Origin of the sequence: Streptomyces prunicolor NBRC 13075, from assembly GCF_000367365.1 — a bacterium.
GTDB classification, from domain to species: Bacteria; Actinomycetota; Actinomycetes; order Streptomycetales; family Streptomycetaceae; genus Streptomyces; species Streptomyces prunicolor.
Window position 1 is genome coordinate 147,976 of the sequence record NZ_BARF01000038.1, and the last position, 26,406, is coordinate 174,381.

The 26,406-nt window shown below is 70.0% G+C and carries 26 protein-coding genes; 12 read left to right on the forward strand and 14 right to left on the reverse strand.

The window, feature by feature from the left end; all coding sequences use genetic code 11:
• Window positions 1-106: 106 nt before the first annotated feature.
• A complete protein-coding gene (locus tag SPR02S_RS17940; RefSeq protein ID WP_019058370.1) occupies window positions 107-2,791 on the forward strand; it encodes a DEAD/DEAH box helicase in 2,685 nt (894 codons plus the stop codon).
• Between the two features lie 147 nt (window positions 2,792-2,938).
• The gene (locus tag SPR02S_RS17945; protein ID WP_086021630.1) at window positions 2,939-3,817 is read left to right on the forward strand and encodes an alpha/beta fold hydrolase; all 879 of its coding nucleotides are present in this window, start codon (window positions 2,939-2,941) and stop codon (window positions 3,815-3,817) included.
• A gap of 7 nt (window positions 3,818-3,824) precedes the next feature.
• Here the strand turns inward: SPR02S_RS17945 and SPR02S_RS17950 are convergent, their stop codons facing one another.
• The gene (locus SPR02S_RS17950) at window positions 3,825-4,718 is read right to left on the reverse strand and encodes an NYN domain-containing protein (RefSeq protein ID WP_019058372.1); all 894 of its coding nucleotides are present in this window, start codon (window positions 4,716-4,718) and stop codon (window positions 3,825-3,827) included.
• A gap of 195 nt (window positions 4,719-4,913) precedes the next feature.
• Between SPR02S_RS17950 and SPR02S_RS63985 the strand changes: the two genes are divergently transcribed.
• On the forward strand, window positions 4,914-5,066 hold the full coding sequence (locus SPR02S_RS63985; protein WP_019058373.1) for a DUF8834 family protein: 153 nt from the start codon (window positions 4,914-4,916) through the stop codon (window positions 5,064-5,066).
• 168 nt (window positions 5,067-5,234) lie between these two features.
• Here the strand turns inward: SPR02S_RS63985 and SPR02S_RS17960 are convergent, their stop codons facing one another.
• The 3 genes from SPR02S_RS17960 to SPR02S_RS17970 form a co-directional block, all read right to left on the reverse strand.
• The gene (locus SPR02S_RS17960; protein ID WP_019058374.1) at window positions 5,235-5,840 is read right to left on the reverse strand and encodes a MarC family protein; all 606 of its coding nucleotides are present in this window, start codon (window positions 5,838-5,840) and stop codon (window positions 5,235-5,237) included.
• A gap of 58 nt (window positions 5,841-5,898) precedes the next feature.
• On the reverse strand, window positions 5,899-6,756 hold the full coding sequence (locus SPR02S_RS17965; RefSeq protein WP_019058375.1) for a PHP domain-containing protein: 858 nt from the start codon (window positions 6,754-6,756) through the stop codon (window positions 5,899-5,901).
• A 199-nt stretch (window positions 6,757-6,955) separates the two neighbouring features.
• Window positions 6,956-7,597: a DUF6758 family protein gene (locus SPR02S_RS17970; RefSeq protein ID WP_026150653.1), complete on the reverse strand. Its 642-nt coding sequence runs from the start codon at window positions 7,595-7,597 to the stop codon at window positions 6,956-6,958.
• 171 nt (window positions 7,598-7,768) lie between these two features.
• Between SPR02S_RS17970 and SPR02S_RS17975 the strand changes: the two genes are divergently transcribed.
• Window positions 7,769-9,025 carry an MFS transporter gene (locus SPR02S_RS17975; RefSeq protein ID WP_019058377.1) on the forward strand — a complete coding sequence of 419 codons (1,257 nt, stop codon included), beginning with the start codon at window positions 7,769-7,771 and terminating at the stop codon, window positions 9,023-9,025.
• A 54-nt stretch (window positions 9,026-9,079) separates the two neighbouring features.
• Here SPR02S_RS17975 and SPR02S_RS17980 read toward each other — a convergent pair whose 3' ends face one another.
• Window positions 9,080-9,676: a suppressor of fused domain protein gene (locus tag SPR02S_RS17980; protein WP_019058378.1), complete on the reverse strand. Its 597-nt coding sequence runs from the start codon at window positions 9,674-9,676 to the stop codon at window positions 9,080-9,082.
• Window positions 9,677-10,212: 536 nt separating this feature from the next.
• Between SPR02S_RS17980 and SPR02S_RS17985 the strand changes: the two genes are divergently transcribed.
• Window positions 10,213-11,331, forward strand: a complete 1,119-nt coding sequence (locus tag SPR02S_RS17985) for a magnesium and cobalt transport protein CorA (RefSeq protein ID WP_019058379.1) — start codon at window positions 10,213-10,215, stop codon at window positions 11,329-11,331.
• 23 nt (window positions 11,332-11,354) lie between these two features.
• A complete protein-coding gene (locus tag SPR02S_RS17990; RefSeq protein ID WP_019058380.1) occupies window positions 11,355-11,870 on the forward strand; it encodes a hypothetical protein in 516 nt (171 codons plus the stop codon).
• A 6-nt stretch (window positions 11,871-11,876) separates the two neighbouring features.
• Here SPR02S_RS17990 and SPR02S_RS17995 read toward each other — a convergent pair whose 3' ends face one another.
• Complete coding sequence (locus tag SPR02S_RS17995) at window positions 11,877-12,596, reverse strand: LolA-like protein (protein ID WP_019058381.1); 720 nt, start codon at window positions 12,594-12,596, stop codon at window positions 11,877-11,879.
• Window positions 12,597-12,841: 245 nt separating this feature from the next.
• Here SPR02S_RS17995 and SPR02S_RS18000 point away from each other — a divergent pair, with 245 nt between their 5' ends.
• Genes SPR02S_RS18000 through SPR02S_RS18010 form a run of 3 tightly spaced genes read left to right on the forward strand, consistent with a single transcriptional unit; the run spans window position 12,842 to window position 16,014 of the window.
• Window positions 12,842-14,242 carry a magnesium transporter MgtE N-terminal domain-containing protein gene (locus SPR02S_RS18000; RefSeq protein WP_019058382.1) on the forward strand — a complete coding sequence of 467 codons (1,401 nt, stop codon included), beginning with the start codon at window positions 12,842-12,844 and terminating at the stop codon, window positions 14,240-14,242.
• The gene (locus SPR02S_RS18005; RefSeq protein ID WP_019058383.1) at window positions 14,232-14,837 is read left to right on the forward strand and encodes a DUF1003 domain-containing protein; all 606 of its coding nucleotides are present in this window, start codon (window positions 14,232-14,234) and stop codon (window positions 14,835-14,837) included. Before SPR02S_RS18000 ends, SPR02S_RS18005 begins: the two co-directional genes overlap by 11 nt.
• 43 nt (window positions 14,838-14,880) lie before the next feature.
• A complete protein-coding gene (locus SPR02S_RS18010; RefSeq protein WP_026150655.1) occupies window positions 14,881-16,014 on the forward strand; it encodes an Mrp/NBP35 family ATP-binding protein in 1,134 nt (377 codons plus the stop codon).
• Window positions 16,015-16,091: 77 nt separating this feature from the next.
• Here the strand turns inward: SPR02S_RS18010 and SPR02S_RS18015 are convergent, their stop codons facing one another.
• From SPR02S_RS18015 to sigE, 5 genes are all read right to left on the reverse strand, one after another.
• Window positions 16,092-16,751: a hypothetical protein gene (locus SPR02S_RS18015; RefSeq protein WP_019058385.1), complete on the reverse strand. Its 660-nt coding sequence runs from the start codon at window positions 16,749-16,751 to the stop codon at window positions 16,092-16,094.
• A 244-nt stretch (window positions 16,752-16,995) separates the two neighbouring features.
• A complete protein-coding gene (locus SPR02S_RS18020; RefSeq protein WP_019058386.1) occupies window positions 16,996-17,436 on the reverse strand; it encodes a sec-independent translocase in 441 nt (146 codons plus the stop codon).
• A 212-nt stretch (window positions 17,437-17,648) separates the two neighbouring features.
• Window positions 17,649-19,730: a S1C family serine protease gene (locus SPR02S_RS18025; protein ID WP_373283328.1), complete on the reverse strand. Its 2,082-nt coding sequence runs from the start codon at window positions 19,728-19,730 to the stop codon at window positions 17,649-17,651.
• Between the two features lie 539 nt (window positions 19,731-20,269).
• Window positions 20,270-21,265 (reverse strand): anti-sigma factor family protein, encoded by a 996-nt coding sequence (locus SPR02S_RS18030; protein ID WP_078622927.1) that lies wholly within the window; start codon window positions 21,263-21,265, stop codon window positions 20,270-20,272.
• Window positions 21,262-21,963, reverse strand: a complete 702-nt coding sequence (gene sigE / locus SPR02S_RS18035) for an RNA polymerase sigma factor SigE (protein ID WP_019072074.1) — start codon at window positions 21,961-21,963, stop codon at window positions 21,262-21,264. The genes SPR02S_RS18030 and sigE overlap by 4 nt, the downstream gene beginning before the upstream one ends.
• Before the next feature lie 282 nt (window positions 21,964-22,245).
• Here sigE and SPR02S_RS18045 point away from each other — a divergent pair, with 282 nt between their 5' ends.
• Entirely contained in the window at window positions 22,246-22,944 is a 699-nt protein-coding gene (locus SPR02S_RS18045; protein WP_078622928.1) for an O-methyltransferase, read from the forward strand.
• Window positions 22,945-23,070: 126 nt separating this feature from the next.
• Here SPR02S_RS18045 and SPR02S_RS60250 read toward each other — a convergent pair whose 3' ends face one another.
• Window positions 23,071-23,238, reverse strand: coding sequence for a DUF3117 domain-containing protein (locus tag SPR02S_RS60250; RefSeq protein WP_003966491.1), 168 nt, complete (start codon window positions 23,236-23,238; stop codon window positions 23,071-23,073).
• 375 nt (window positions 23,239-23,613) lie between these two features.
• Between SPR02S_RS60250 and chcB the strand changes: the two genes are divergently transcribed.
• Window positions 23,614-24,417: a 2-cyclohexenylcarbonyl CoA isomerase gene (chcB, locus tag SPR02S_RS18055; RefSeq protein ID WP_019058392.1), complete on the forward strand. Its 804-nt coding sequence runs from the start codon at window positions 23,614-23,616 to the stop codon at window positions 24,415-24,417.
• Window positions 24,418-24,424: 7 nt separating this feature from the next.
• Here chcB and SPR02S_RS18060 read toward each other — a convergent pair whose 3' ends face one another.
• Together SPR02S_RS18060 and SPR02S_RS18065 are read right to left on the reverse strand one after the other, a co-directional pair.
• Entirely contained in the window at window positions 24,425-25,000 is a 576-nt protein-coding gene (locus SPR02S_RS18060) for a DNA-3-methyladenine glycosylase I (RefSeq protein WP_019058393.1), read from the reverse strand.
• On the reverse strand, window positions 24,997-25,359 hold the full coding sequence (locus SPR02S_RS18065; RefSeq protein ID WP_019058394.1) for a DivIVA domain-containing protein: 363 nt from the start codon (window positions 25,357-25,359) through the stop codon (window positions 24,997-24,999). The genes SPR02S_RS18060 and SPR02S_RS18065 overlap by 4 nt, the downstream gene beginning before the upstream one ends.
• A gap of 135 nt (window positions 25,360-25,494) precedes the next feature.
• Between SPR02S_RS18065 and folP the strand changes: the two genes are divergently transcribed.
• Entirely contained in the window at window positions 25,495-26,355 is an 861-nt protein-coding gene (folP, locus tag SPR02S_RS18070; protein ID WP_019058395.1) for a dihydropteroate synthase, read from the forward strand.
• Window positions 26,356-26,406: the final 51 nt, after the last annotated feature.

The following is a 26,406-nucleotide window of genomic DNA, read 5'->3' on the forward strand; positions in this document are numbered from 1 at the left end:
CAGAAGAGGCAGCACCCTGACTACTTTCCGAGAGCTCGGAATCCTTCCCGAGACCGCTGAGGCCCTTGAGGCCGTCGGTATCGTCTCCCCCTTCCCGATCCAGGAGATGACGCTCCCCGTAGCCCTTTCCGGCACAGACGTCATCGGCCAGGCCAAGACCGGCACCGGCAAGACGCTGGGCTTCGGCCTCCCGCTCCTGGAGCGCGTGACCGTCCCCGCCGATGTCGAGGCCGGCCGCGCCAAGCCCGAGCAGCTGACCGACGCCCCGCAGGCCCTCGTCGTGGTCCCCACGCGCGAGCTGTGCACGCAGGTCACGAACGACCTGCTGACCGCCGGCAAGGTGCGCAACGTGCGCGTCCTCGCCATCTACGGCGGCCGGGCCTACGAGCCGCAGGTCGAGGCGCTCCGCAAGGGCGTCGACGTCATCGTCGGCACCCCGGGCCGCCTGCTCGACCTCGCCGGCCAGAAGAAGCTCGACCTCAAGCACATCAGGTCGCTCGTCCTGGACGAGGCCGACGAGATGCTCGACCTGGGCTTCCTGCCCGACGTCGAGAAGATCATCAACTTCCTGCCGGCCAAGCGTCAGACGATGCTGTTCTCGGCGACCATGCCGGGCGCCGTCATCGGTCTCGCGCGCCGCTACATGACGCAGCCCACGCACATCCGCGCCACCTCGCCGGACGACGAGGGCGCGACGGTCGCGAACACCAAGCAGTTCATCTACCGCGCGCACAACATGGACAAGCCCGAGCTCGTCGCCCGCATCCTGCAGGCCGAGGGCCGGGGCCCGGTCATGGTCTTCTGCCGTACGAAGCGCACGGCGGCCGACCTCGCCGACCAGCTCCAGCAGCGCGGTTTCGCCTCCGGCGCGGTCCACGGCGACCTCGGCCAGGGCGCCCGCGAGCAGGCGCTGCGCGCGTTCCGCAACGGCAAGGTGGACGTGCTCGTCTGCACGGACGTCGCCGCCCGCGGTATCGACGTCGAGGGCGTCACGCACGTCATCAACTACCAGTCCCCCGAGGACGAGAAGACCTACCTGCACCGCATCGGCCGCACCGGCCGCGCGGGCGCCAAGGGCATCGCGGTCACCCTCGTCGACTGGGACGACATCCCGCGCTGGCAGCTCATCAACAAGGCGCTGGACCTCGGTTTCCCGAACCCGCCGGAGACGTACTCCACCTCCCCGCACTTCTTCGAGGAGATGAACATCGCCGCGGGCACCAAGGGTGTCCTGCCCCGCTCGGAGCGCACGCGCGCCGGGCTGGCCGCCGAGGAGGTCGAGGACCTCGGCGAGACCGGCGGTCGCGGCGGCCCGCGTGGCCGGGGCGGTCGCGATGGCGGTCGTGGTGGCCGTGACAGTGGTCGTGATGCCGGCAGGGGCGGTCGCGACAGCGGCCGTGACAACAGCCGTGACACCCGCGACGAGTCCCGTTCCGCCGACACCGAGCGCGCGGCACGCACCCCGCGCCGCCGCCGTCGGACCCGCAACGGCGCCCCGATGGAAGGGACTTCGGCGGCTACGGCCGTGACGTCGTCCTCTCCGGAGGAGACCGCGGTGACCGCGTCCGAGGACACCGCGACCCGCACCCCGCGCCGTCGTCGCCGCAACCGCAACGGAGCGACGGGAGAGCAGCTGCCGGCCACGACAGTCACCTCCACGCCCGTCACGCCCGTGGCCGAGGTCGCGGAGAGCGCCGTAGCCACGGCCGAGGGTTCGACCCTGGACGCCCCGACGACGTCGCGCCGTCGGCGTACGCGGAAGTCGGCGGAGCCGACGGTCGCGGTGGTCGAGGCCGAGGTGGTGACCCCGGTGGTCGAGGCCCCCGTGGTCGAGGCTCCGGTCGAGGAGACCAAGCCGCGCCGCCGGACCCGTAAGGCCGCGCGGGCCGTTCAGGTCGCGGAGCCGGTCGAGGCCGTAAGCACCGCTACGACCGAACCCGCCGCCGTGGCCGCGGTCGACACGGCCGAGGCCGTCGAGGCCAAGCCGCGCCGGACCCGGGCGCGGAAGACCGCGGCTCCGGCCGAGGTCGTCGCCGTGGACACCGTCGAGGCCGTCGAGGAGACCAAGCCGCGTCGCCGTACCGCGACCCGCAAGGCCGTCGCCGAGATCCCCGCGCAGGTGGTCGAGGAGCCGGGCAGCGCCGTAGTGGCCGCGCCCCGGCGCCGTACCCGCAAGGTCGCGGAGCCGGTGGTGGAGATCGCGGAGACGCCGGTCGTGGCGGAGGTCAAGCCGCGGCGGACCCGGAAGACCGCGGCTCCGGCCGAGGTCGTCGCCGTGGACACCGCCGAGGTCGTCGAGACGAAGCCGCGCCGTACGCGCAAGACGGCCGCTGCCGTCGTAGTCGCGGAGGCACCGGCGGAGGTCGTCGCCGAGACCAAGCCGCGTCGCACTCGCAAGGCTGCGGTTGCCGCCGAGGCTGCCGTGGACACGGTCGAGGCTGTCGAGAGCAAGCCGCGCCGCACCCGTAAGACGGCCGCAGCTGCCGTTGCCGTAGAGGCACCGGAGGTCGAGGCCAAGCCGCGTCGGACCCGTAAGGCAGCGGTTGCCGCTGTCGACACGGCCGAGGCTGTCGAGGCCAAGCCGCGCCGCACCCGCAAGGCCGCCGCCACCGCCGAGATCCCGGCGCAGGTGGCCGAGGAGGCGGAGGTCAAGCCGCGTCGTCGTACGACCCGCAAGGCCGCCGAGGCCCCGGTCGTCACGGAGACGGCGGAGGCACCGGAGGCCAAGCCGAGGGTGCGCCGTCCGCGCAAGACCGCGGCGACGGTGGCGGCGGAGACCACCGAGGGCTGACCAGCTCAGTAACGCCGTAACGCCGATGGCCCGGACCACTTCACGTGGGCCGGGCCATCGGCGTTCTCCGCGCCGCCCACCAGCCCGTTGACCCCGGTTACCCCTCCCGTACCCAGCCCGCTCAGCCTCGGCGGTTAACCTCTACCCATGAGTAGGCCGCCCTCCTTCACCCCGCCCCCCGGTGCTCGCGCGTACCCCCTGCGGACCGCTCGCGGTGAATTCGCCGTCGTGGACTCGCCCGTGGGCGACGGTGTCGAGCCGAAGGGGGTCGCGCTGTTGCTGCCGGGGTTCACCGGGAGCAAGGAGGACTTCAACCCCTTGCACGAGGCGTTCGGGGCGCGCGGGTACCGGACCGTGGCCGTGGACGGGCGGGGCCAGTACGAGACGGACGGGCCGGCGGACGACGAATCCCCTTACGCCCAGGACGAGTTGGCGCGGGACGTGCTCGCGCTGGCCGAGACCGTGGGCGCGCCGGTGCACCTGCTCGGGCACTCCTTCGGCGGGCATGTCGCACGGGCCGCCGTACTGCTGGACCCCACGCCGTTCGTGTCGCTGACGCTGATGTCATCGGGGCCGGCGGAGATCTCCGCCTCCCAGCAGCAGCGCGTGAAGCTGTTGCGGGACGCGCTCGCCGTGATGTCGATGGCCGAGGTGTGGGACGCGATCCAGGCGATGGAGACGCCGGAGGAGACCGAGACCGGCGGTGGGCTGGACGAGGGGCTCGACGACCGGGCGGACCTGCGCCGCCGTTGGCTGGGCACGAAGCCGGCTCAACTCCTCGCCGCGGGACGCCAGTTGTGCGGAGGGCCGGACCGAGTGGCCGAACTGGCCGCGGCCCCCCTCCCCGTCCACGTCCTGTCTGGCTCGCGCGACGACACCTGGCCGGTGCCGCTCCTGGACGACATGGCCGTACGGCTGAAGGCGCGGCGGACGGTCATCGCGCGAGCCGAGCACTCACCGAACACGGACCAGCCGGCCGCGACGGCCAAGGCGATCGCCGACTTCTGGGACGACAACTCTCGCTAGACAGCGGTCAGTACTGCGTCTGCAGGTGCTCCCAGAACCCGTCCCGCAGCGCCCGCCGCAGATCGGCCTGCCCGCGCAGCGAGTACTGCAGCAGCCCCTCCGCCTCGACCAGCAGATCCTGGTCGACCGAACCCGGCAGATACGGATGCCCGGGCAGCAGTTCGACCAGCGCTTCCCGCCCCCGCGCCGAGAGCCACTTCGCCGCGATCTGCGCGCCCACGAAGCGGACGTCGTCGCGGGTGGGCCGGGTGGCGGTGGCTTCGTAGACGGCGGACGCGCGCCGGGACACGTACGGCTTGAAGAAGTCGAGGTCGAAGGTGCGCTGGCTGTCGACCTCCCAGAGGAGCGGCTCCGCCTGGTTACGGCCCTCCGGGGCCTCGATGCCCCACAAGTGGACGCGGGCGCCGTACCCTTGGGCCGCCTCGACCGCCGAGACCAGGTCCTCGTCGCCGCCGATGAGGGCCGCGTCGCTGATGGCGCGGTGCCGGGCGAGGGACTCCAGGTCGGAGCGGATGAGTGAATCGACGCCCTTCTGCTGGTTGTTGGCGTTGAGGTTGCCCAACCGCACCTTCACGTCCGGGAGTTCGGCGATGGACTGCTGCTCGGAGGTGTGGATGCGCCGCCGGGCGCCGTCGTACCAGTACACCCGCAGCAGCCGGCTGTCCGCGAAGATCGTGCGGGCCTTGTCGATGAGGGCCTCGATGAGACCCTCGGTGTCGAGGTCGAAGGTGCGTCGGTCCTCGGTCCCGGAGACGAGCCGGCCCGCGGCCGCATACAAATACCCGGCGTCGACGAAGATCGCATGCGTCGAGGGCGTCTTCGCCACTTCGGCGAGCACGCGCTGGAGCAGCTCGTTCGTGCGGTCGATGCGGGCGCTGAGGGCCGCGAGGTCGTCGTTCATTGCCTCCATTGTCCCGGCGGTCACGCTGCGAACACAACCGGTCCCGGTCAGTCCCACGCCGATCTCTTACCGGTCAGTAATTAGGCGTGCGAAAAATTTCCTTAGCGTAGGGAATGTTTGTAACACGCATCCCGTTGACTACGTACGTAACCGAGTAGTTCTCCTCAGGAGGATGACCAGACGAAGGGAGAAGCCATGCGCTTCGAAATCATGCGTCTCGACGAGGTCGACGGCACCACCGTGGACAGCACCGTCGTGGACGCCGCCTCCGTCAATCGGATCGTGCAACAGGCCGCCGCCATAGGACAGCGACTGTGGATCCGCCCCGCCGAGACCAAGGCCTCGTAACACTCGAGGCCGCGTAACACCCACGACGTAAGACCTACGACGTAACACTGACGACGTAATACCTACGACAGAGCCCGCGACCCTCATGCGGATCGCGACCACACTTCAGGACCCCCGTACGGCACCGACGCCGTGCGGGGGTTCTGCGTTGCGCCGGGCGCCGGGGGCTCAGCTCGCGCGAACGACCTGGGTGATCCCGTTGATGATCTGCTGCACGGCGATGGCGGACAGCATCATCCCCGCGAGCCGCGTGACGAGCACGACCCCGCCGTCCTTGATGACCCGGATGATCAGCAGCGAGTACCGCATCACCACCCACAGCACGACATGGATGGCGAGGATCGCCGTCCACACCGACACCTGCGTGGCCACGCTGTCGGCCTTCTGCACGGCGAGGATGACGGACACGATCGCACCGGGCCCGGCGAGCAGCGGCATGCCCAGCGGTACGAGGGCGACGTTGACGTCCTTGGTCTGCTTGGGCTCGTCGGTCTTGCCGGTGAGCAGGTCGAGCGCGATCAGCAGGAGCAACAACCCGCCGGCGATCATCAGCGCGGGCACGGAGACATGCAGATAGTCGAGGATCTGATGCCCGAGCAGCCCGAAGACGGTGATCACGCCACCGGCGACACACACGGCCTGGAAGGCCATCCGCTTCTGCACCTTGGACGGTCGTCCGGAGGTCAGCGCGAGAAAGATCGGGGTGATCCCAGGGGGATCCATGATGACAAAAAGGGTCAGGAAGAGAGAGCCGAAGACGGCGACGTCGAACATGGGTGAGCCACAAGCCTTGCAGGTGAGAGTGAGCGGAGCCGAACGGATGGAGGCGGGGTCAGACTCCGCCGGCCCCCGGCACCGGGAAAGCCCCGGTAGCGCGGCGCGTGATCTCGCCGTACACCTCGGGATCGGTCGTGTACTCCCCGAGCCGCACGCTCTTGCGGCTCCCGTGATAGTCACTGGACCCGGTGACCAGCAGCCCGAGCTCCTTGGCGAGCCCCCGCAACCGCACCCGAGTCTCGGCGTCATGGTCCATGTGCTCGACCTCGATACCGTCGAGCCCGGCGGCGGCCATCTCGGCGATCGCGGCCTCGGGCACGGTGTGCCCCCGCTTGCTGGCACCCGGGTGCGCGAACACGGTGACACCCCCCGCGGCCTTCACCAGCCGAATCGCCTCGAACGGATCGGTCTCATGCTTGGCGACATGAGCGCGCCCACCGTCGCCGAGCCACTCCCCGGTGAACGCGTCATTCACCGTGGGCACAACACCCAACTCGACCAGCGCGGTGGCCACATGAGGCCGCCCGACGGACCCTTCCCCGGCGATCCGCGCAACCTGCTCCCAGGTCACCGGCACACCCAACTCCTGAAGCCGCCCCACCATCGCCCGAGCCCGAGGCACCCGATCGTCCCGAACCAACTCCCGCTCGGCGAGCAACGCCGGCTCCTCCGGATCGAAGAGGTAGGCCAGCATGTGCATGGACACCCCGTCGATCCGACAGGACATCTCGGCCCCGGTGACAAGAGTGAGCCCCGAGGGCAACGCGTCGATCGCCTCCGCATACCCACGACTGGTGTCGTGATCGGTCAGCGCGACGACGTCCAGCCCAACGCCGGCAGCGTTCCGCACCAGCTCAGCGGGCGTGTCCGTACCGTCGGAGGCCGTGGAGTGACAGTGCAGATCAATACGCACGACACGAACTCCAGACGGTGACGATACGAAAAGGGACCACTCAAGGGTAACGGCAACCCCGGGGGCCTCATGAACACCGCGTAGGGCAGCCGACCAAGGGGCGCGGGGCTGTATCAATTTGCGGCTCCGCCGCGCGGGCGCGACCAGCCACAACAGGCCCGCACCCGCCCCACAACAGAACCCGGCACCCCCCTAGGCGCTACGGCTTCAGCAAGCGCGGCGACAACGCCCCGCACGGCACCAGATCAACCTCAGCCCCCGCATCCCGCAAATCGGTCAGCACCAGCTCGTCATACATCAACAACCCCGACTGCTCAGGCCACACCACGGCCCACAGCCACAACCCCAACGCCTCCCCCGCAAACACCGCCCGATCATCCGGCGCCGTAGCGACATGCCACAACGGAGTAGGCCGCCCCGCAGCCAACAACTTCGCCTGCGCGGGCTTCTCCACGCTCATGTACGGCCCAGGATCCGGCCCGTCGATCCCCGCATACCGCGCGCCAAGACCGACCCCCAGCTCCTCGGCGACAAGGATCAACTCCCCGATCCCCCCGAGCGGCCCGGGGCCGGTGCACGCGACCGCCGTAGCCCGCCCCCCACTACGGTCGTCCCCCGCACAGGCCACCCCGGTGAACAGCCACCCGACCGGCAACGGCCACGGCATCCACACGGGCACCTGCGTGCGATGCACGACAACGCTGAGCGCCTCGACGCTGGGCGGGATCACGGGCTGCAGCGGATGCACCGTTCCGTGGACATCGCACTGCCAGGAATCGGCGAAGAGTCCGGGAGCCCTGACCCGGCCACCACACTTCGGGCAACTGGGTTCGCCCCTCATAGGGCCCCACGGTCCTACCCTCACTCCCCCACGTCAAGGACGATCACCCGTCCGGTCGGGACCACTCACGGAGCGAAACCGGGACCGCTCACCGAGCAAAACTAGATGTAGCTTGCATTCATTACCTTGCCTAACTTACTATGTGCATATACCAACTACTTGGGAGGAAGCATGGACGACCCCTTCAGTGCGGGAACCGGCACGGGAGCCGACGCGGGAACCGGCCCCGGCAGCATCCTGCGGCAGCCGAAGGCCGTCTGGGCCACCGCCGGCGCCTCGGTCGTCGCCTTCATGGGCATCGGACTCGTCGACCCGATCCTGCCGTCGATCGCCAAGGGCCTGGACGCCACGGCGAGCCAGGTGTCCCTGCTCTTCACCTCGTACTTCCTGATCACGGCCATCGCGATGCTGGTGACCGGCTTCGTCTCCAGCCGGATCGGCGGCAAGAAGACCCTGCTGCTCGGCCTCGCCCTCGTCGTGGTCTTCGCCGGTCTCGCCGGCACCTCGGGCTCGGTCGGCGAACTCGTCGGCTTCCGGGCGGGCTGGGGTCTCGGCAACGCACTCTTCGTCTCGACCGCCCTCGCCGTCATCGTCGGCGCGGCGGCCGGCGGCAGTGCCGCGGCGATCCTGCTCTACGAGTCCGCCCTGGGCCTCGGCATGGCCTGCGGCCCGCTGCTCGGCGCCCTGCTGGGCAACCAGAGCTGGCGCTACCCCTTCTTCGGCACCGCGTTCCTGATGGCGATCGGCTTCCTGTGCATCACGGTGTTCCTGAAGGAACAGCCGAAGCCGGCCCAGAAGACGTCACTGCTCGACCCGCTGAAGGCGCTCGGCCACGGCGGTCTGGCCTCCGCGGCCGTCTCCTCCTTCTTCTACAACTACACGTTCTTCACCGTGCTGGCCTTCACCCCGTTCGTGCTGAACATGACCCCGTACAAGTCCGGTGCCGTGTTCTTCGCCTGGGGCGTCCTGCTCGCCGTCTTCTCGGTCTTCGTCGCCCCGCGTCTCCAGGCCCGGTTCGGCTCCCTGAAGGTGCTCGGCGGTTCGCTGGTGCTCCTCGCCGTCGACGTCCTGGTCCTCGGCTACGGCAGCCACACCACTGCCGTCGTCTGCACGATCCTGTCCGGCGCCTTCATCGGCGTGAACAACACCGTCTACACCGAGCTGGCCCTCGGCGTCTCGGACGCGCCGCGCCCGGTGGCGAGCGCGGGCTACAACTTCGTCCGCTGGTTCGCCGCCGCTGCCGCACCGTTCTTCGCGCCGAAGATCGAGGGGTGGAGCAACATCCACATCCCGTTCGTGGTCGCGGCGGTCACCGCGGCGCTGGGCGCGCTGGTGGTCCTCGTACGACGGAACGCGCTCACGCACGAGGCCGAGGAGCTGGAGCCGAAGCACGCGGTGGAGGACAGTGTCGCGGTGTTCGCCAACTAGCCGATTGACGGCCGCCGTTGGGGAGCTCGCGGGTGAGCTTGCTCACTCTGACTGTCAGTCGAGCGGGACGGATTTACGGGACGGGTCCCGTAGGTCCGTCCCGTTCGTCAACCAGCGCTCCTGGAGGGCCTGGGCGCCGTGGACGCGTTTCCAGGCGGCCTCGTTCGGGGTCATGGGGAGCAGCGGCAGGAAGCGCACCGGGTCGAGGGGCTCGTCCAGGTCCAGGTCCTCGATCAGGCCGCCCGGCTCGGCGACCAGTACCGAGGTGAACGGGGCGCCGGGCCACAGTGGTTCGCCCACGTCGAGGGAGGCGCCGGGGGCCACGACCACGCCCTCGACCTGCGGGGACGCGGCGAGCACGGCGAGGGGCCGGAGCACCTTGTCGGTGTCGGCGAGGCCGCCGCGGACGGAGAGGACCAGTTCGGCGCGCGGGCCGGCGACCGGGTCGGCGAGCATCGCCGTGGGGTCGCTCATGGGCTGCGCGGACATGCCGAGGGTGGCGTAGCGGACGACGGTGCCGTCCTGGTTGTCGCCCGGGAAACGCAGGACCTCGACGCGGTCCGTGCCGAGGAAGGTGACCGCAGCGCGGGCGTCCGGATCGCCCAGCGCGCTACGCAACCGTGCCTCGACCAGAGCAAGAACATCAACCATGCGGCGAGCATAGAACTCGTCAGTACCGGGCAAAGCAGCGCCTTGACAGTTCAGTCGGCTGATAGTCTTGGCCGGTCGTTCGGGGCAGCACGCAGAAGCGTCGCGATCAAGTCCCGACGCCGTTGACACTCCCCCACGGGGGACCGGCCGGAGGAGGTGGGGCTGCAATGGACCGAAGTCGGCCTGGCAGTACCACCCGCTCTTCCGGCCGCTGATGTCGTCGCTCTGGCTCTGCTTCTAGCCTCCAGCCGGCTGCCGCCGCCTCTCGCACTTCTTCACTGTCGCGGAAGAGCACTTCGTTTCTTTTTCCTGATCTGCCTGATCTGTCCGGTGTATTCGATCCGACCGATCTGTCTGTCTGTTCCGAAGTCAGTGCTTGTATCAAGTGCCTGTATCAGTAGCGAAGTTCGCCACCGCGACGGTGCGGTGCTCCCCGCTTTGTGGACGTGCCAAACATCCGCACTCAGGACGTCCCCATTCCGGGCAGTTCCAACCGTCGTTGGCGCCTTTCGTTGCTCGTCGCGAAGGAGCCCGCCATGTCGATGATCCGCGACCTGCGTGCCGTGGTCCGCCCGTCCCGTCCCTCCCTGCGCAAGGACGGCGGCGCGTACGACACGACCCGCGACCCCGGCACCCCCTCGGCCGTCGTCGACTGCGCCGTCTACCGCGACGGTGCCCGCGTCGACATCGGCAAGCCGCTCACCCCGCACGAGGCGATGCGTCTGGTGCGCCGTGACGGCGGCTTCGTGTGGATCGGCCTGCACGAGCCGACCGAGGCCGAATTCGCCGTCATCGCCCGGGAGTTCGGACTCCACCCGCTCGCCGTCGAGGACGCCGTACAGGCCCACCAGCGACCCAAGCTGGAGCGCTACGACGACTCCCTCTTCACCGTCTTCAAGACCATCCACTACGTCGAGCACGACCAACTCACCGCCAACAGCGAGGTAGTTGAGACCGGCGAGGTCATGTGCTTCACCGGGCGGGACTTCTTCATCACCGTCCGGCACGGCGGCCAGGGCTCGCTGCGGGCGCTGCGGCACCGGCTGCAGGACGACCCCGAGCTGCTCGCGCGCGGTCCCTCGGCGGTGCTGCACTCGATCGCCGACCACGTCGTCGACGGCTATGTCGCGGTCGCGGACGCGGTGCAGGACGACATCGACGAGGTCGAGACCGAGGTGTTCACGCCGGGCCGCAAGGGCGGGGTCTCGCGCGGCGTCGACTCGGCGCGGATCTACCAACTCAAGCGCGAGGTACTGGAGTTCAAGCGCGCGGTGTCGCCGCTGCTGCGTCCCATGCAGCTGCTGAGCGAGCGGCCGATGCGGCTCATCGACCCGGACATCCAGAAGTACTTCCGCGACGTCGCCGACCACCTCGCCCGGGTCCACGAGCAGGTCATCGGCTTCGACGAGCTGCTGAACTCGATCCTCCAGGCCAACCTCGCGCAGGCGTCCGTCGCCCAGAACGAGGACATGCGGAAGATCACCGCGTGGGCCGCGATCATCGCCGTACCGACGATGGTGACGGGCGTCTACGGCATGAACTTCGAGCACATGCCCGAACTGCACGCGAAGTACGGGTATCCGGCGGTGCTCGCCTTCACCGTGACGGTCTGTCTGGCGATCCACCGCACGCTGAAGCGCAACGGCTGGCTGTGAGCGGCCTGGATAGGCTGAGCGCCATGACTAGCAGCGAGCCGCTCGACCAGGCCCTCGTCGAGGAGGCCACGAAGAAGTCCGGCCTCGTCTGGGTGGGCGGTCCCGGTGTCCCGGCCCGCGCGCTGTGGCACGTCTGGCACGAGGGCGCGGCCTGCCTGATCGGCGACGGACCGGGCGAGCAGCCGCTGCCGGGGCTGACCGACGGCGGCCCCGCCGAGGTCACGGTCCGCAGCAAGGACAAGGGCGGCCGGCTGGTCACATGGACCGCGAAGGTCGTCGAACTGGCCCCGGACTCCGAGGCCTGGACGACAACCGTCGCCGAGCTGAAGGGCAAGCGCCTCAACGCCCCCGACGGCGAGGCGATGACGGCCCGCTGGGCCCGCGAGTGCCGGGTGCTGCGCCTGGAGCCGACGGGAGCGACGGCCGACCTGCCGGCGGGTTCGCTGGCGGAGCCTCCGCTGCCGACCCCGGCGACGACCCGTCAGCCGATCCCGGCGAGCCTGCCGCGCCTGCTCCTGAAGAAACGCAAACGCCGGTAAGTACCTTCAGGAAGACGGCAGTTGCTTCCCGTAGTCGACAGTGTCGTCGTCCGCGGGTTCCTTCACCGTGAAGCTCTTGCCCCAGTCCGAGAAGGTCAGCGTGCCCGCGCCGCCCGCGCGGACCAGCCGGAGCGGATACGGCTTGCCCTCCAGGGAGACGTCGAGGGTGCCGCCGGAGCCCTTGTCGCCGGTGATGCGGATCGTCCGGACGCCGTTCTGGTCGTGGTGTCCGTCCGTCGCGAGTGAGCCGTGCAGGGTCAGCAGACTGGAGAGGAGGACGTCCTTGTCCGTGAAACCACTGAACTTCTTGTACGAGGGGTCGCCCTGCGGCACCTTCACGTACTTGCCGTGGAGCTTGTCGCCGGTGCCCGAGTCGCCGTTGTCGTTCCAGAAGTCCGCGTCGGCCTTCAGGTACAGCTGCTCACCGATCCGCAGCAGCCCGAAGGTGGACCCCTTCGAGGTGACCGACCCGCTGCCGCCGTCGGACGTCAGCCGCATGTCGAGCGTGTACGCCTTCCCGCTGGTGAGGACGGTCCCCGAAAGCCGTACCGCGTCGGCGGCGCCCGCGGCCGTCACCGACTTCGACTGGATCTTGTCGGCGGCGAGCTTGCCGACCCCGTTGGTCCCCGCGTCCGGATCCCCGCCGCCGCATCCCGCGAGGGTCAGGACACAGACCGCGCCGAGCAGCGCCGCACGACGGTTTCGGACCTGGGGGAGCGCAGTCACAGGTGGGTTGCCTTCCGTGCGGGGGGCGATGGCGTACGGCAGCGTACCGGGGCCGCGAGGCGTCGGCGGAGCCAGTCCGTCCGGACCGCCCACCAGCGCGGATCACATAGGGACGGGCTAGCCTGAAGCCCGTCCGAGCAGGCATTTCGGAACATCCGGAAATCGATCCGGAGACCCATCCGGGAACCGATCCGGAAGCCAGAGAATCCATCAGCGGATCAGCAAAGAAAGAAGGAGGTGCGGCCATGGCAGCGGGCGCTCCCCGGGTCTTCGTCTCGCACCTCTCCGGTGTCGCCGTCTTCGACCCGAACGGCGATCAGGTGGGCCGCGTGCGCGACCTCGTCGCCATGCTGCGCGTCGGCCAGCGGCCCCCCAGGCTGCTCGGCCTGGTCGTCGAACTCTCCACCCGGCGCCGCATCTTCCTCCCCATGACCCGGGTCACCGGCATCGAGTCCGGCCAGGTCATCACCACCGGCGTGCTGAACGTCCGCCGCTTCGAGCAACGGCCCACCGAGCGGCTGGTGTTCGGCGAACTCCTGGACCGGCGCGTGACCCTCACGGAGACCGGCGAGGAGGTCAGCGTCCTCGACCTGTCGGTGCAGCACCTGCCGGCCCGCCGGGACTGGGAGATCGACCGGGTCTTCGTACGGAAGGGCCGGACCGGCAGCGCCTTCAGAAGGGCCAAGGGCGAGACCCTGACCGTGGAGTGGTCCGCCGTCACCGGCTTCTCCCTGGAGGAGCAGGGACAGGGCGCGGAGAGCCTCCTGGCCACCTTCGAGCAGCTGCGCCCCGCCGACCTGGCCAACGTTCTGCACCACCTCTCCCCCAAGCGCCGGGCCGAGGTCGCCGCCGCCCTCGACGACGACCGCCTCGCGGACGTCCTGGAGGAACTCCCGGAGGACGACCAGATCGAGATCCTCGGCAAGCTGAAGGAGGAGCGCGCGGCGGACGTCCTGGAGGCGATGGACCCGGACGACGCGGCCGACCTGCTCTCCGAACTCCCCGAGGACGACAAGGAGCGCCTGCTGAACCTGATGCAGCCCTCCGAGGCAGCGGACGTACGCCGCCTCATGTCGTACGAGGAGCACACCGCGGGCGGTTTGATGACGACCGAGCCGATCATCCTTCGGCCCGACGCGACCGTCGCCGACGCGCTCGCCCGCGTCCGCAGCGCCGACCTGTCCCCGGCCCTCGCCGCCCAGGTCTACGTCTGCCGCCCGCCCGACGACACCCCGACCGGCAAGTACCTCGGCACGGTCCACTTCCAACGGCTGCTGCGCGACCCGCCGTACACCCTGGTCAGCGCGATCATCGACGACGACCTCCAGCCGCTGGACCCGAACGCGACGCTCCAGCTCATCGCCGGGTTCTTCGCGACGTACGACATGGTCGCGGCGCCCGTGGTCGACGAGACCGGGTCGCTGCTGGGCGCGGTGACGGTGGACGACGTGCTGGACCACATGCTGCCGGAGGACTGGCGGGAGACCGAGTTCCACCTCGACGAAGGCGAAGGCGAGAACGCGGGCGAGGGCGAGGGCGAGGGCGACCGCGAGAACGAGGCAGAGGCATCGGAAGAGACAGCAGCGGCGGATACATCGGCAAACGCTTCGGCAGAGGCGGAGGAGGTGGCGGCTCATGACTCCTGAGCGCGAGTCCACGCGCGAGCGGACACCGGCGGGCGCGACCGCCACCACCCGGACCCGGGCCCGGCTCGACCAGCCGCGTCCGCCCCGGCGCCGGTTCCTGCCCGAGTACGACCCGGAGGCCTTCGGGCGGCTGTCGGAGCGGATCGCGCGGTTCCTGGGCACCGGACGGTTCATCGTCTGGATGACGGTTGTCATCATCGCGTGGGTGCTGTGGAACATCTTCGCGCCGCGGGATGTGCGCTTCGACAACTACCCGTTCATCTTCCTGACGTTGATGCTGTCGCTCCAGGCTTCCTACGCGGCCCCGCTGATCCTGCTCGCGCAGAACCGGCAGGACGACCGCGACAAGGTCAACCTCGAACAGGACCGCAAGCAGAACGAGCGGTCGATCGCCGACACCGAGTACCTCACCCGCGAGATCGCCGCCCTGCGCATCGGCCTCGGCGAGGTGGCGACCCGGGACTGGATCCGCTCCGAGCTGCAGGACCTGGTGAAGGAACTCGACGAACGCGGGGACGGACACGGCAACGGTCACCACAAGCACGTCGTATTCCCGGCAGAACGGTCGCACGGACGTGACGTAGACGACCGGTGACCGACTTACCTCGGGCCCCGCGCGGCGCCGTACCATCGACCCTATGGCTACGGAAGACGCGGTGCGTGAAGCGCTGTCGACGGTGAACGACCCCGAGATCAACCGACCCATCACCGAGTTGGGGATGGTCAAGTCGGTGGAGATCGGTGCGGACGGAGCGGTCGCGGTCACCGTGTACCTGACGGTCTCCGGCTGCCCGATGCGGGAGACGATCACGCAGCGCGTGACGGAGGCGGTCCTGGGTGTCGAGGGCGTCACCGGTGTCGACGTGACCCTGGACGTGATGAGCGACGAGCAGCGCAAGGAACTCGCGACCGCCCTGCGCGGTGGCAAGGCCGAGCGCGAGGTCCCCTTCGCGCAGCCCGGCTCCCTCACCCGCGTGTACGCGGTCGCCTCCGGCAAGGGCGGCGTCGGCAAGTCCTCGGTGACGGTGAACCTCGCGGCGTCGATGGCCGCCGACGGCCTGAAGGTCGGTGTCGTCGACGCCGACATCTACGGCCACTCCGTGCCGCGCATGCTGGGCGCCGACGGCACGCCCACCCAGGTCGAGAACATGATCATGCCGCCGTCGGCACACGGCGTGAAGGTCATCTCCATCGGCATGTTCACGCCGGGCAACGCACCGGTGGTGTGGCGCGGCCCGATGCTGCACCGTGCGCTCCAGCAGTTCCTGGCGGACGTGTACTGGGGCGACCTGGACGTCCTGCTCCTCGACCTCCCGCCGGGCACGGGCGACATCGCGATCTCCGTCGCCCAACTCGTCCCGAACGCCGAGATCCTGGTCGTGACGACCCCGCAGCAGGCGGCGGCCGAGGTCGCCGAGCGGGCCGGCTCCATCGCCGTACAGACCCACCAGAAGATCGTCGGCGTCGTCGAGAACATGGCGGGCCTGCCGTGCCCGCACTGCGGCGAGATGGTCGACGTCTTCGGCACGGGCGGCGGCCAGTCGGTGGCGGACGGCCTGACCCGCACGACCGGCGCGTCGGTCCCCGTCCTCGGCTCCATCCCGATCGACGTCCGCCTCCGCGAGGGCGGCGACGAGGGCAAGCCGGTCGTCCTGACGGACCCGGACTCCCCGGCGGGGGCGGCGCTGCGGGCGATCGCGGGCAAGCTGGGCGGCCGGCAGCGCGGTCTTTCGGGCATGTCGCTGGGGATCACCCCGAGAAACAAGTTCTAGGGATCTTCTTACGCGGTTTTTCTACGACGATGGGGGCGCCGTCTCACCGGACGGCGCCCCCATCGTCGTAGTCGCCGCTACTGGGCGTAGGTAGCGATGTCCTTGATCATGGCGAAGCCGAGCCCGTACGCGCTCATGCCCCTCCCGTACGCCCCCACGTGCACGCCCTCCTGAGTCGACCCGGCAAGCACCCAGCCGAACTCGGACTCGCGGTAGTGGAAGGGCGTCGGTACGCCGTCCACGGGGAGGGACAGGGTCGACCAGTCGTCGCCGGCGAGGTCATCCGCCAGCACCCACGCCGTCTCGGTCTGCTGCTCCAGCCAGTCGTCCCGCAGCGTGTGGTCCATCTGCCCGGGCCAGGTGAAGGACAGCAGCCCCACACCGGCGAGCCAGGCCGCGGAGGAGACCGAGGTGGCCTCCAGGAGACCCGTGCCGTCGGCGGTGCGCCGGGCGGGGTTGCCCGCGACGGTGACGACGACCGCGAACTTCTCCTTGTCCTCCGTGCCTTCGTTGCGTACGGAGGGCTCGTCGCCGTGCCCGATCGAACCGTGTTCGACGGCTCCGTCCGCCGCCATGCCCACCTGCATCAGCCAGCGCGGTCCCGTGAAGGCCTCGTCGAGGCCGTACCACGGGAAGGGCGCCAGCAGGTAGCCGTCGACCGTGCGCCGGGCGGAGGGGAGTGGTTGTCCACCCTCCGCGGCCGGCGCCTGCGCGCCTACCCGACTCGTCGTCTCCATGCTCCGGACGCCTCCTCGTTCTCGTCGGACCGGGGCGGCCCGCCCCCCTTCGGGCGACTCGCCCGGTCCGCACAACAACTCGGCAGCATAGCCACCTCGTGCGAGGCAGCCCGGAAAGCGCCCGGCGCGCGAGGCGCGAAAAGGCCGTGTTCAGGCCGTACGAGGGCGTGGCGAAGGTATGAGACGCGTCACGTGAGACGTGATTACGAGGGGGGCTCGGAAGGTGCCCGGGAGGCCGGGAGGGTCAGGTGGCGTCCGCGTCGAAGGGCGGGCGCTCGTCCTTCTCCGGCTCCTCGGGCTTCTTGGTCATGTCGAGCCGGCCGCTGGACGACGAAGCGGAAGGCGAGGAGGACGAGGGGGTGTCCGCGCTCTGCACGGCCTCCGTGACCTCGGCCATCTCCTTCTTCAGGTCGAAGCCGTTGCGGATCTCCTTGAGCCCCAGTTCGTCGTTGTCCAGCTGCTTGCGCAGGAACGTCTTGGGGTTGAGGTCCTCGAAGTCGAAGTCCTTGAACTCCGGACCCAGTTCCTCGCGGATGTCCGCCTTGGCGCTCTCCGAGAACTCTCGGATCTTCCGGATCGTCCGCATGACGTCCTGGATGACCTTCGGGAGCTTGTCCGGACCGAAGACGAGCACGGCGAGCACAATGATCGTCACCAGCTCGAGCGGTCCTATGTCATTGAACACCTGAAGCTCCTTGCGATGTCCTCGGTCCTCGGCCCTCGGGGTCTGTGCGGGTCTTCCGTGGTCCGGGCCGGGTCCACGGTACCCGGCGATCCCACCCGACCGGTACTGTCCCGGGGGCTACGAGTGGGTGTACGGGACCGGTTTTCCGGGTTGTTTGCCTAGTGGGACGGGTCGCGGGGCTCTCACCTGTGACGTTTCTGTCAATCACCGGCTCATCCACCGGTCGAGGACCCGAGAACGAGCGACACGGTCAGGTTTTTGCCGTCCCGGTCGAGCGTCAGCCGCAGCTGGTCGCCGGGCCGATGAGCTCGGGTCCTGACGATGAGTTCGTCGCCGGAGTGGACGCGCTCGCCGTCGACCTCGGTGATGACGTCGCCCGCCTTGAGCCCGGCCTTGGCACCGGGGCCGCCGGCGGTGACGGCCGGCCCGTCGTCGCCGCCCTTCGTGGCGACGCGCGCCCCGTCTCCCGTGTAGTCCATGTCGAGGGTGACGCCGATGACCGGATGCGTGGCCCTGCCGCTGTTGATCAGTTCCTCGGCAACACGCTTGGCCTGATTCACGGGAATGGCGAACCCGAGCCCGATGGACCCACCCTGCCCACTCTCCGTCCCGTCCCCGTCCCCGTCCCCGTCCCCAGCCCCGTCATCGGCGGACCGAATAGCCGAGTTGACCCCGACGAGCCGCCCGTCCGCATCGAGCAACGGCCCACCGGAGTTGCCGGGATTGATGGGCGCGTCGGTCTGCAAAGCATCGACATACGACACGTCACTCCCGTCCGAGGCCTCACCCCCGGCCGTGATCGGCCGCTCCGTGGCGCTGATGATCCCGGAGGTCACGGTGTTGTCGAGATCGAACGGCGCACCGATCGCGACGACAGGGTCCCCCACCCGCACGTTGTCGGAATTCCCGAGCGGCATCGGTGTCAGCCCCCGCACCCCACTCACCTGCACGACGGCAAGGTCGTAGCCGGTGTCCCGCCCGACGACTTTGCCCTTCGCGGTCTGTCCCCCACTGAAACTGACGGATATCGCCCCGCCACTACCGGCGAGCTCCACGACATGGTTGTTGGTGAGGATGTGCCCCCGGGTGTCCAACACGATCCCGGTACCGGTCCCCGACTCCGCATCCCCGCTCACATGCAAGGTCACCACACTGGGCAACGCCCGAGCGGCAATCCCGGCAACGCTGTCCGGCGCCCGCCCGGTGTCCGCCTTCCCGACCTGCGGCAACACAACGTCTCCACCGACCCCATCCCGCTCCAGATGCGCTCCTACGACGCCGCCGACCCCGCCCGAGAGAAGAGCGAGGGCGACCGCGGAGGCGACGAGGAGTTTCCGGGTGCGGGCGCGGTGCTGCTCGGGGGTGGGGGTTGGGGTGCCGGTTTGTTGGAGGGGGGCGGGGGGTGCCCAGGGGTCGTAGCGGTGCCAGGGGTTGGTGTTGGCGGTTGGGGTGGGGACGGGGGGTGCGGAGGTGCCGGGGGTCGAGGCGCCGGGGATAGGTAGTGCAGAGGTTCCGGAAGGTGGGGTGTCCGCGAGGGCCGATGCTGGGGCGCCAGGTAGCGCGGCGTCGGCGAAAGACAGCGCAGGGACGCCGGCCGGAGGCGCGGGAGCGGTCTGCGTGACCGGTGGGACGGGGACGTCCGGGAGCGCACTGTCGGCGACGGGCGGCACGAGGCTGCCAGGGGACGCGGGAGCAGTCCGCGGCACCGGCGGAACTGAAACACCCAGGGGCGTGATGTCGGCGAACGATGGCACAGGCACACCAGAAGACGCAGGAGCGGTCCACGGCACCGGTGGAACGGGAGTGCCGGGAGCTGCTGTAGCGGCCTGTGCGGCCACGCCGGGCGCAGAGGTCACCACCGGGTGCTGAACGGGCGGCGCGGGCGCCCACGGGCCAGGCTCGCCGTACGGCGGGGTGCTGTAGGGGTCGGGGTCGTGCAGGGGCTTGGGTCGCTCGGCGGCCGGGAGGACCGCGCCGGGGAGTGCCGGGGGTCCGGGCACGGAGGGTTCCGGTTCGAAACCAGCGCGGGCGCTTGCAGGCTCGGCACCGCTCGGGGAGACCGATTCCGGGTGAGCGGACTCGGGGTGGGCAGACCCGGCGTGGGCAGACTCCGAAATGCCGTCGGTGTCTACGGCCACGCTGCCGGCCGGGGGAACTGGCGCGGGGTGATCCAACTCGAAGTCACCGCCAGCGTCTACGGGCACACCACCGGGCGAGGACACCAACCCGGAGTTGCCCACCTTGGAATCACCACCAGCGTCTACGACCTCGCCGCCAGCCGAGAACCCCGGCATTAGGTGGCCCGACTGAGAGCCAACACCCGCAACCGCACGCCCAGTTGGCGCCCCACCCACAAGCCGACCCGACTCGGCATCGCCGCGACCCTTCTCAGCCGCGCCGCCGCTCAAGCCCCCCAGAGCACGACGCCCCAACTCGACGTCATCGTCAACACCCGTAGCCACACCGTCAGTCGGAGCCCCCGGCGGCCGCAACGCAAAGTCCCCGTCGTCAGCCCCGGCACCCCCGGTATCCGCACAGACATCCCCGCCGACGCCAACCCCACGGAACCCGGCATCACCCACCGCCCCCGGCCCAGCACCCGCCGGCTCCGCCTCAACCACACCCGGTGTCGGACTCTCCGTAGCGACAGCCCTAGCCGCACCCGGTGTCGAAGGCTCCGTCTCCCCCACCCGGCGCCGCCCCCGCCCCCACCACTTCGTCCTCGCAGGCTCCGGTTCCCGCATCCCCTCGTCCATGGTCCCCCCACAACTGGCAGCGCCACCCCGTACTCCCCGGATTCAACCAGGTTCGCGGGCCGTGGCGCAGGGGCCGGTCAGCGGAGCGGGTGAGCGGGGAACGAGGGGGTGGAAGAGGGGGACGAGGTGGCGTCAGGAGCCGGTGCTCGGAGCAGGCCCGGGGCCATGACCTCCGGGGCCGTGGACCAGGACGTGAGGGCGACCGGCGCGGTCGCGTTGACCGGGCGTATCAGGGGGGACATGACCGCCGCCCCGGCCATCACCGGCGCGGTCAGCGTGTGCAGGACCTCGTCGCCCTGGACTGCCGCGGGTGACGGCACTCCGGGGAGGAGGGGGGCGGAGACCGAGGTCGGCGGGACCGCGGTGTCGCCGAGCATCGAGCGCTGGCTGGTGCCCTGGGCGAGCAGGGGGCCGACCGCGCGGCGACGCCCCGCGTCGGTGGTCGCCGCCACGCCCGCGCCCTGCGTACGCGCCGGTGTCACGCCCGTACCGCCCCGCGCTTCCGCCGCCGTGTCGCCCGGCGCGACCGTGGCCACCCCGCCCAGCGCGATCGCGGCCAGCGAGACCGCCCCGGCGGCGACGAACGCGAACCGCATCCCGCGCGAGGCGGAGCGGTCGGCGTCGTGCCGGCTGACGTCATGGATACGGAAGCCTTCACGGGCGGACCGGGACGAAGACGAGGAGGAAGGAGTCAGGGCCCTGGCGACGTGCGGGGTCGCAGGGACGTAGCCGAACTCGAACGCGTCGAGCGGCCCGTCTCTTTTGACGCCGAAGACACCGATCCCGGCGGCGAAGAGTCCTCCACCGGGCGGCTCCTCGCCGTCCGTGTCTCCGCCTCCCCCGGGAAGCCCCTGGAGGCGGGCCAGGAAGCTCTCGGAAGGGGGCGGTGGGGCCATTTCCGCGAACACGTTCTTCAGTCGGCGCTGCGCGTCGGCCTCGGCCTTGCACTTCGTACAGGTGGCCAGGTGCGCCAGTACGCGCTCGCGCGACTCATGACCGAGCTCCCCGTCCACCAGGGCGGAAAGTCGGTCTCCCAGGTGCTGCTCCGCAGGCGTAGGACGTGATCCACTCACGCGGTCGCGCCCCCTCCCCCCAGCGCGGGCACCCGCGCCACGAAGGAACGGCGCTCGGCCCGTGCTTCCGGCGAGCGGTGCGCGAGGGCCTTGCGGAGCTGGGAGCGGCCGCGGTGGATCCGGGAACGGACCGTACCGAGCTTGACGCCCAGGGTCGCGGCGATCTCCTCGTACGAGAGACCCTCGATGTCGCACAGGACGACCGCCGCCCGGAACTCCGGGGCGAGGGTGTCCAGGGCCTGCTGGACGTCCGCGTCGAAGTGCGCGTCGTTGAAGACCTGCTGGGGTGACGGCTCGCGGCTGGGCAGTCGCTCGGCCGCGTCCTCCCCCAGCGCGTCGAAACGGATGCGCTGCTTGCGGCGGACCATGTCCAGGAAGAGGTTGGTGGTGATGCGGTGGAGCCAGCCCTCGAAGGTGCCGGGCGTGTACGTCGACAGCGAACGGAAGACCCGGACGAAGACCTCTTGCGTCAGGTCCTCGGCGTCGTGCTGGTTCCCCGTCAGGCGGTACGCGAGCCGGTACACACGGCCGCTGTGGGTGCTGACGATCTCCTCCCAGGTGGGCGGAGTCCACGCCTGCCCGTCCGCGTCGGTGGAGAAGGTCGCGGTCTGGGCATGGTCAGCGGCGTGGCTGTGGTCAGCAGCGGTGTCGTTCACGGATTTCGGCCTGCCCGCCGATCCGAGAAAGCGCCGGAGCACTCCTCCCCGATCCACAGGTACAGCCGCACCTCCCCTGTCGGCTCTGGTGGTGTCCAGTGGAGCCCCTACCATAGCCACCTCGCCCGTTAGCTCCGGATAAGCGGTTTTACGAGAATTTGATACACGCTCATACCGACCTGGCGGTGGCGTGAGCCGACGCTCGTGACCCTGCCCGACGTCCTGCTCGACGTCGTGCTCGACAACCTGATCCATCGTCATCCCCCGCTCTTCCCTCCGGCCGCGTCCCCCAGTGCATTCCTCCCCCTCTAAACGCCCGGTCCCATCAGCAGGTTCCCGGCACCAACGGATACAGTCACGCCCAGGCAACCACGGGGACAGGAGAGGGTCATTACCGGCAACCGGCAGACGAGCTGGGCGTTCGCCGACGCCTATGTCGCCGAGGACGAAGCACTGCGTTGGGCCCGTGACCGGGCCCGCGAGGCAGGGCTGCGCTCGGTGTCGCCCGGCACGGGCGCCGCGCTGCGGATGCTCGCCGCCACCGTGGACGCGAAAGCGGTGGCCGAGATCGGAACCGGGACCGGCGTCTCCGGAATGCATCTTCTGTACGGCATGCGGCCGGACGGGGTACTGACCACCGTCGACCCGGAGCCGGACCACCAGCAGTTCGCCCGCCAGGCCTTCCGCGCCTGCGGCTTCGCCAGCAACCGGGCCCGCTTCATCCCGGGCCGCGCCCTGGATGTCCTGCCCCGGCTCGCGGACGCGGGCTACGACCTGGTGTTCTGCGACGGCGACCGGCTGGAGTTCCTGGACTATCTCGCTGAATCGTTGCGCCTGCTGCGTCCGGGTGGCCTGGTGGTCTTCGAAGGCGTCTTCGCCAACGGCCGCACCGTCGACTCGAGCCCCCAGCCCACCGAAGTCCTCCGGCTGCGCGAACTGCTGCGCGCCGTGCGCGAGAGCCCGGAGCTGGTGCCGTCACTGCTCCCGGTGGGCGACGGCCTGCTCTGCGCCGTCAAGCGCTAGCCCCATCCCCATAGGCACCCAGTCCCCATAGACACCGCTCTCAAAGGGACCGCCCAGGAAAGCAGCGACCCCGGCACCGTCTCGGGTGCCGGGGTCGCTGAAGGGGTATGGTCGCGTTCCGCCGCGTCAGCCGACGACCTTCTTGAGGGCGTCGCCCAGCGCGTCGGCCTCGTCAGGGGTCAGCTCGACGACGAGCCGCCCGCCGCCTTCGAGCGGAACGCGCATGACGATGCCCCGCCCCTCCTTGGTCACCTCGAGCGGGCCATCGCCCGTCCGCGGCTTCATGGCCGCCATGCTCGTTCCCCTTCCTGAAACCAGCTCATCGTCGCCGACGGCCCCATGGAGGGCACGCGCGGCCCCTAATGAGACACGCGTCACCGGCATCGAACACATTGCTTCCAGGCCATTATCCCGCATCTCAGGACCCGATGACCAACATCAGTCGGCATCGCTTGGGCAACGCGCGCGAGCAAAACCACTCAATTCGCCGATGTGACTGCGATACTCCGCCGCCGCGCGGACCTCGGCCGACCGAATCCGGAGCGGAATTCTTTGACGCAGGTCACACGTCCGGCCCGGCGCGTGGACGGTGATCTCCGCCATGCTGTCCTACGGACGTACGGCGTACCGACCGGTACGCCGGAGCCGCGACACCCGAGGGGATACGCCATGGCCGACACCGTGCTCTACGAGGTGAGCGACGGACTCGCGACGATCACGCTGAACCGCCCCGAGGCGATGAACGCGCTGAACATCGCGACCAAAATCGCCCTCCGGGACGCGGTACGGGCCGCGGCGGACGACGACGCCGTACGGGCCGTGCTGCTGACCGCGGCGGGCGAGCGGGCGTTCTGTGTGGGCCAGGACCTCAAGGAGCACATCACCCTGCTGGCGTCCGACCGGGAGGCCGGGACCGGAGCCACGATGACCACGGTGAAGGAGCACTACAACCCCATCGTGCGGGCGATCGCCGGCATGGCGAAGCCCGTGGTCGCCGGGGTCAACGGGGTCGCCGCGGGCGCCGGTTTCGGGCTCGCGCTGGCCGCGGACTACCGGGTCGTGGCGGACACCGCCGGCTTCAACACGTCCTTCGCCGGTGTCGCCCTGACCGCGGACTCCGGAATCTCCTGGACGCTGCCGCGTGTCGTCGGACCGGGGCGGGCCTCCGACCTGTTGCTGTTCCCGCGCACGATCACCGCGCAGGACGCGTACGACCTGGGGATCGCCAACCGTCTCGTGCCCGTCGGTGAGCTGCATGCCGAGGCGGAGAAGGTTGCCCGACAGCTGGCGGACGGGCCGACGGTGGCTTACGCGGCGCTGAAGGAGGCCGTGGCGTACGGCCTGACGCACACCCTTGAGGAGACGCTGGAGAAAGAAGACGAACTTCAGTCTCGGGCGGGCGCGTCGGAGGACCATGCGATCGCTGTGCAGGCCTTCGTCAACAAGGAGAAGCCGAAGTACTTGGGTCGGTAGGCGCCTACTAGGAGGCGTTTCTGGCGACGCATGTCTTCAGGTGGTCGTTCACCAACCCGCACGCCTGCATCAGGGCATACGCCGTCGTCGGCCCTACGAACTTCAGGCCCCGCTTCTTCAGGGCCTTCGACAGGGCCGTCGACTCGGTCGTGACCGCCGGGACGTCCCCGAGGGTTTTCGGGGCCGGGCCCGGGGTCGGGGCGTGGGACCAGATGAAGTCGTCGAGTTCGCCCGGGGCCCAATCCGCCAGCACGCGCGCGTTGGCGATCGTCGCGTCGACCTTGAGGCGGTTGCGGATGATGCCGGTGTCGGCGAGGAGGCGTTCGCGGTCGGTGTCCGTGAAGGTGGCGACCTTGGAGATCTGGAAGCCGTCGAACGCGGCCCGGAAGCCCTCGCGGCGGCGCAGGATCGTGATCCAGGAGAGGCCGGACTGGAAGGCCTCCAGGGAGAGCCGCTCGTACAGGGCGTCGTCGCCGTGGACCGGGCGGCCCCACTCCTCGTCGTGGTACGCGACGTAGTCCTCCGTGGACAGTGCCCAGGGGCAGCGCAGGGCGCCGTCCGGACCGGCGACGGCCCCGCTCACTGCTGGTCGCCTTCGATCGGCTTCCGCATGGAGACGTTGGCGGTGGCCTGGGCCCCTGCCTGGGCGCCCGCGAGCGCGGACTCCAGGTCGGCGATCCGGGCGTCGCGCTCGGCGAGTTCGGCGGCGATGCGGCCCAGCGCGTCGTCCACCTCGGCCATGCGGTAGCCCCGCGCGGCGAGCGGGAAGCGGAGGGTCTCGATGTCGGCGTGGTTCACCGGCCGGTCCGGGGGCAGCGGGTCGTCGAGGCGCTCGGGCGCCACGTCGGGCAGCGGAGCGCTGTCGCCGCCGCCGATCACCGAGAGGGTCACGGCGCCGACCACGACGGCGAGCGCGACGACCAGGAACAAGAACATGAACATCTCTGAGGTCTCCACGGGCGTCGAGGTCGGACGTGCCGAAGCCGAATGTGTCAGGGTCCGATCGTGCCATGCGACGCTGACAGTTAGGGTCACAGGCGGCTGAAGACCGGTACGTACTAGGAGAGGTCACAGGGGATGCTCAGGCTGGGCAGGCGTGAATTCGACACGCACGAGCCGGTGATCATGGCGATCGTGAACCGGACCCCGGACTCCTTCTACGACCAGGGGGCCACGTTCCGCGACGAGCCCGCCCTCGCGCGCGTGGAGCAGGCGGTGGCCGAGGGCGCCGCGATCATCGACATCGGCGGGGTCAAGGCCGGGCCCGGCGAGGAAGTGTCCGCCGAGGAAGAAGCGCGGCGCACCGTCGGCTTCGTGGCCGAGGTCCGGCGACGCTTCCCTGACGTCATCATCAGCGTCGACACCTGGCGGCACGAGGTCGGCGAGGCCGTCTGTGAGGTGGGCGCGGATCTCCTGAACGACGCGTGGGGCGGGGTCGATCCACGGCTTGCGGAGGTTGCCGCGCGGTATGGCGTCGGGCTCGTGTGCACGCACGCGGGTGGCGCGGAGCCGCGGACCCGGCCGCACCGGGTGACCTACGACGACGTCATGGCCGACATCCTGCGCGTGACCCTGGGGCTCGCCGAGCGGGCCGTGGAACTCGGGGTCCCCAGGGAGTCCGTTTTGATCGATCCCGGGCATGACTTCGGGAAGAACACGCGGCACAGTCTCGAGGCGACCCGGCGGCTCGGGGAGATGGTCTCCACGGGGTGGCCCGTGCTGGTGTCGCTGTCCAACAAGGACTTTGTGGGCGAGACGCTCGACAAGCCGGTCAAGGAGCGGGTGGTCGGGACGCTCGCGACCACTGCCGTGTCTGCGTGGCTGGGTGCGCAGGTGTACCGGGTGCACGAAGTCGCGGAGACGCGGCAGGTGTTGGACATGGTGGCGTCTATTGCTGGGCATCGGCCTCCGGCGGTGGGCAGGCGGGGGCTGGCGTAAGTTTTTTCGCCCCCGCCGCCCCTACCCGTCCCATCCCTGGGGGCTGCGCCC

Bases quoted from the DNA above. Each gene is read 5' to 3' on its own strand.
- SPR02S_RS17940 (WP_019058370.1), top strand. From the start codon at position 107: ATGACGCTCCCCGTAGCCCTTTCCGGCACAGACGTCATCGGCCAGGCC.
- SPR02S_RS17945 (WP_086021630.1), top strand. From the start codon at position 2,939: ATGAGTAGGCCGCCCTCCTTCACCCCGCCCCCCGGTGCTCGCGCGTAC.
- SPR02S_RS17950 (WP_019058372.1), bottom strand. From the start codon at position 4,718: ATGAACGACGACCTCGCGGCCCTCAGCGCCCGCATCGACCGCACGAAC.
- SPR02S_RS63985 (WP_019058373.1), top strand. From the start codon at position 4,914: ATGCGCTTCGAAATCATGCGTCTCGACGAGGTCGACGGCACCACCGTG.
- SPR02S_RS17960 (WP_019058374.1), bottom strand. From the start codon at position 5,840: ATGTTCGACGTCGCCGTCTTCGGCTCTCTCTTCCTGACCCTTTTTGTC.
- SPR02S_RS17970 (WP_026150653.1), bottom strand. From the start codon at position 7,597: ATGAGGGGCGAACCCAGTTGCCCGAAGTGTGGTGGCCGGGTCAGGGCT.
- SPR02S_RS17975 (WP_019058377.1), top strand. From the start codon at position 7,769: ATGGACGACCCCTTCAGTGCGGGAACCGGCACGGGAGCCGACGCGGGA.
- SPR02S_RS17980 (WP_019058378.1), bottom strand. From the start codon at position 9,676: ATGGTTGATGTTCTTGCTCTGGTCGAGGCACGGTTGCGTAGCGCGCTG.
- SPR02S_RS17985 (WP_019058379.1), top strand. From the start codon at position 10,213: ATGTCGATGATCCGCGACCTGCGTGCCGTGGTCCGCCCGTCCCGTCCC.
- SPR02S_RS17990 (WP_019058380.1), top strand. From the start codon at position 11,355: ATGACTAGCAGCGAGCCGCTCGACCAGGCCCTCGTCGAGGAGGCCACG.
- SPR02S_RS18000 (WP_019058382.1), top strand. From the start codon at position 12,842: ATGGCAGCGGGCGCTCCCCGGGTCTTCGTCTCGCACCTCTCCGGTGTC.
- SPR02S_RS18005 (WP_019058383.1), top strand. From the start codon at position 14,232: ATGACTCCTGAGCGCGAGTCCACGCGCGAGCGGACACCGGCGGGCGCG.
- SPR02S_RS18010 (WP_026150655.1), top strand. From the start codon at position 14,881: ATGGCTACGGAAGACGCGGTGCGTGAAGCGCTGTCGACGGTGAACGAC.
- SPR02S_RS18015 (WP_019058385.1), bottom strand. From the start codon at position 16,751: ATGGAGACGACGAGTCGGGTAGGCGCGCAGGCGCCGGCCGCGGAGGGT.
- SPR02S_RS18025 (WP_373283328.1), bottom strand. From the start codon at position 19,730: ATGCCGGGGTTCTCGGCTGGCGGCGAGGTCGTAGACGCTGGTGGTGAT.
- SPR02S_RS60250 (WP_003966491.1), bottom strand. From the start codon at position 23,238: ATGGCGGCCATGAAGCCGCGGACGGGCGATGGCCCGCTCGAGGTGACC.
- chcB (WP_019058392.1), top strand. From the start codon at position 23,614: ATGGCCGACACCGTGCTCTACGAGGTGAGCGACGGACTCGCGACGATC.
- SPR02S_RS18065 (WP_019058394.1), bottom strand. From the start codon at position 25,359: ATGTTCATGTTCTTGTTCCTGGTCGTCGCGCTCGCCGTCGTGGTCGGC.
- folP (WP_019058395.1), top strand. From the start codon at position 25,495: ATGCTCAGGCTGGGCAGGCGTGAATTCGACACGCACGAGCCGGTGATC.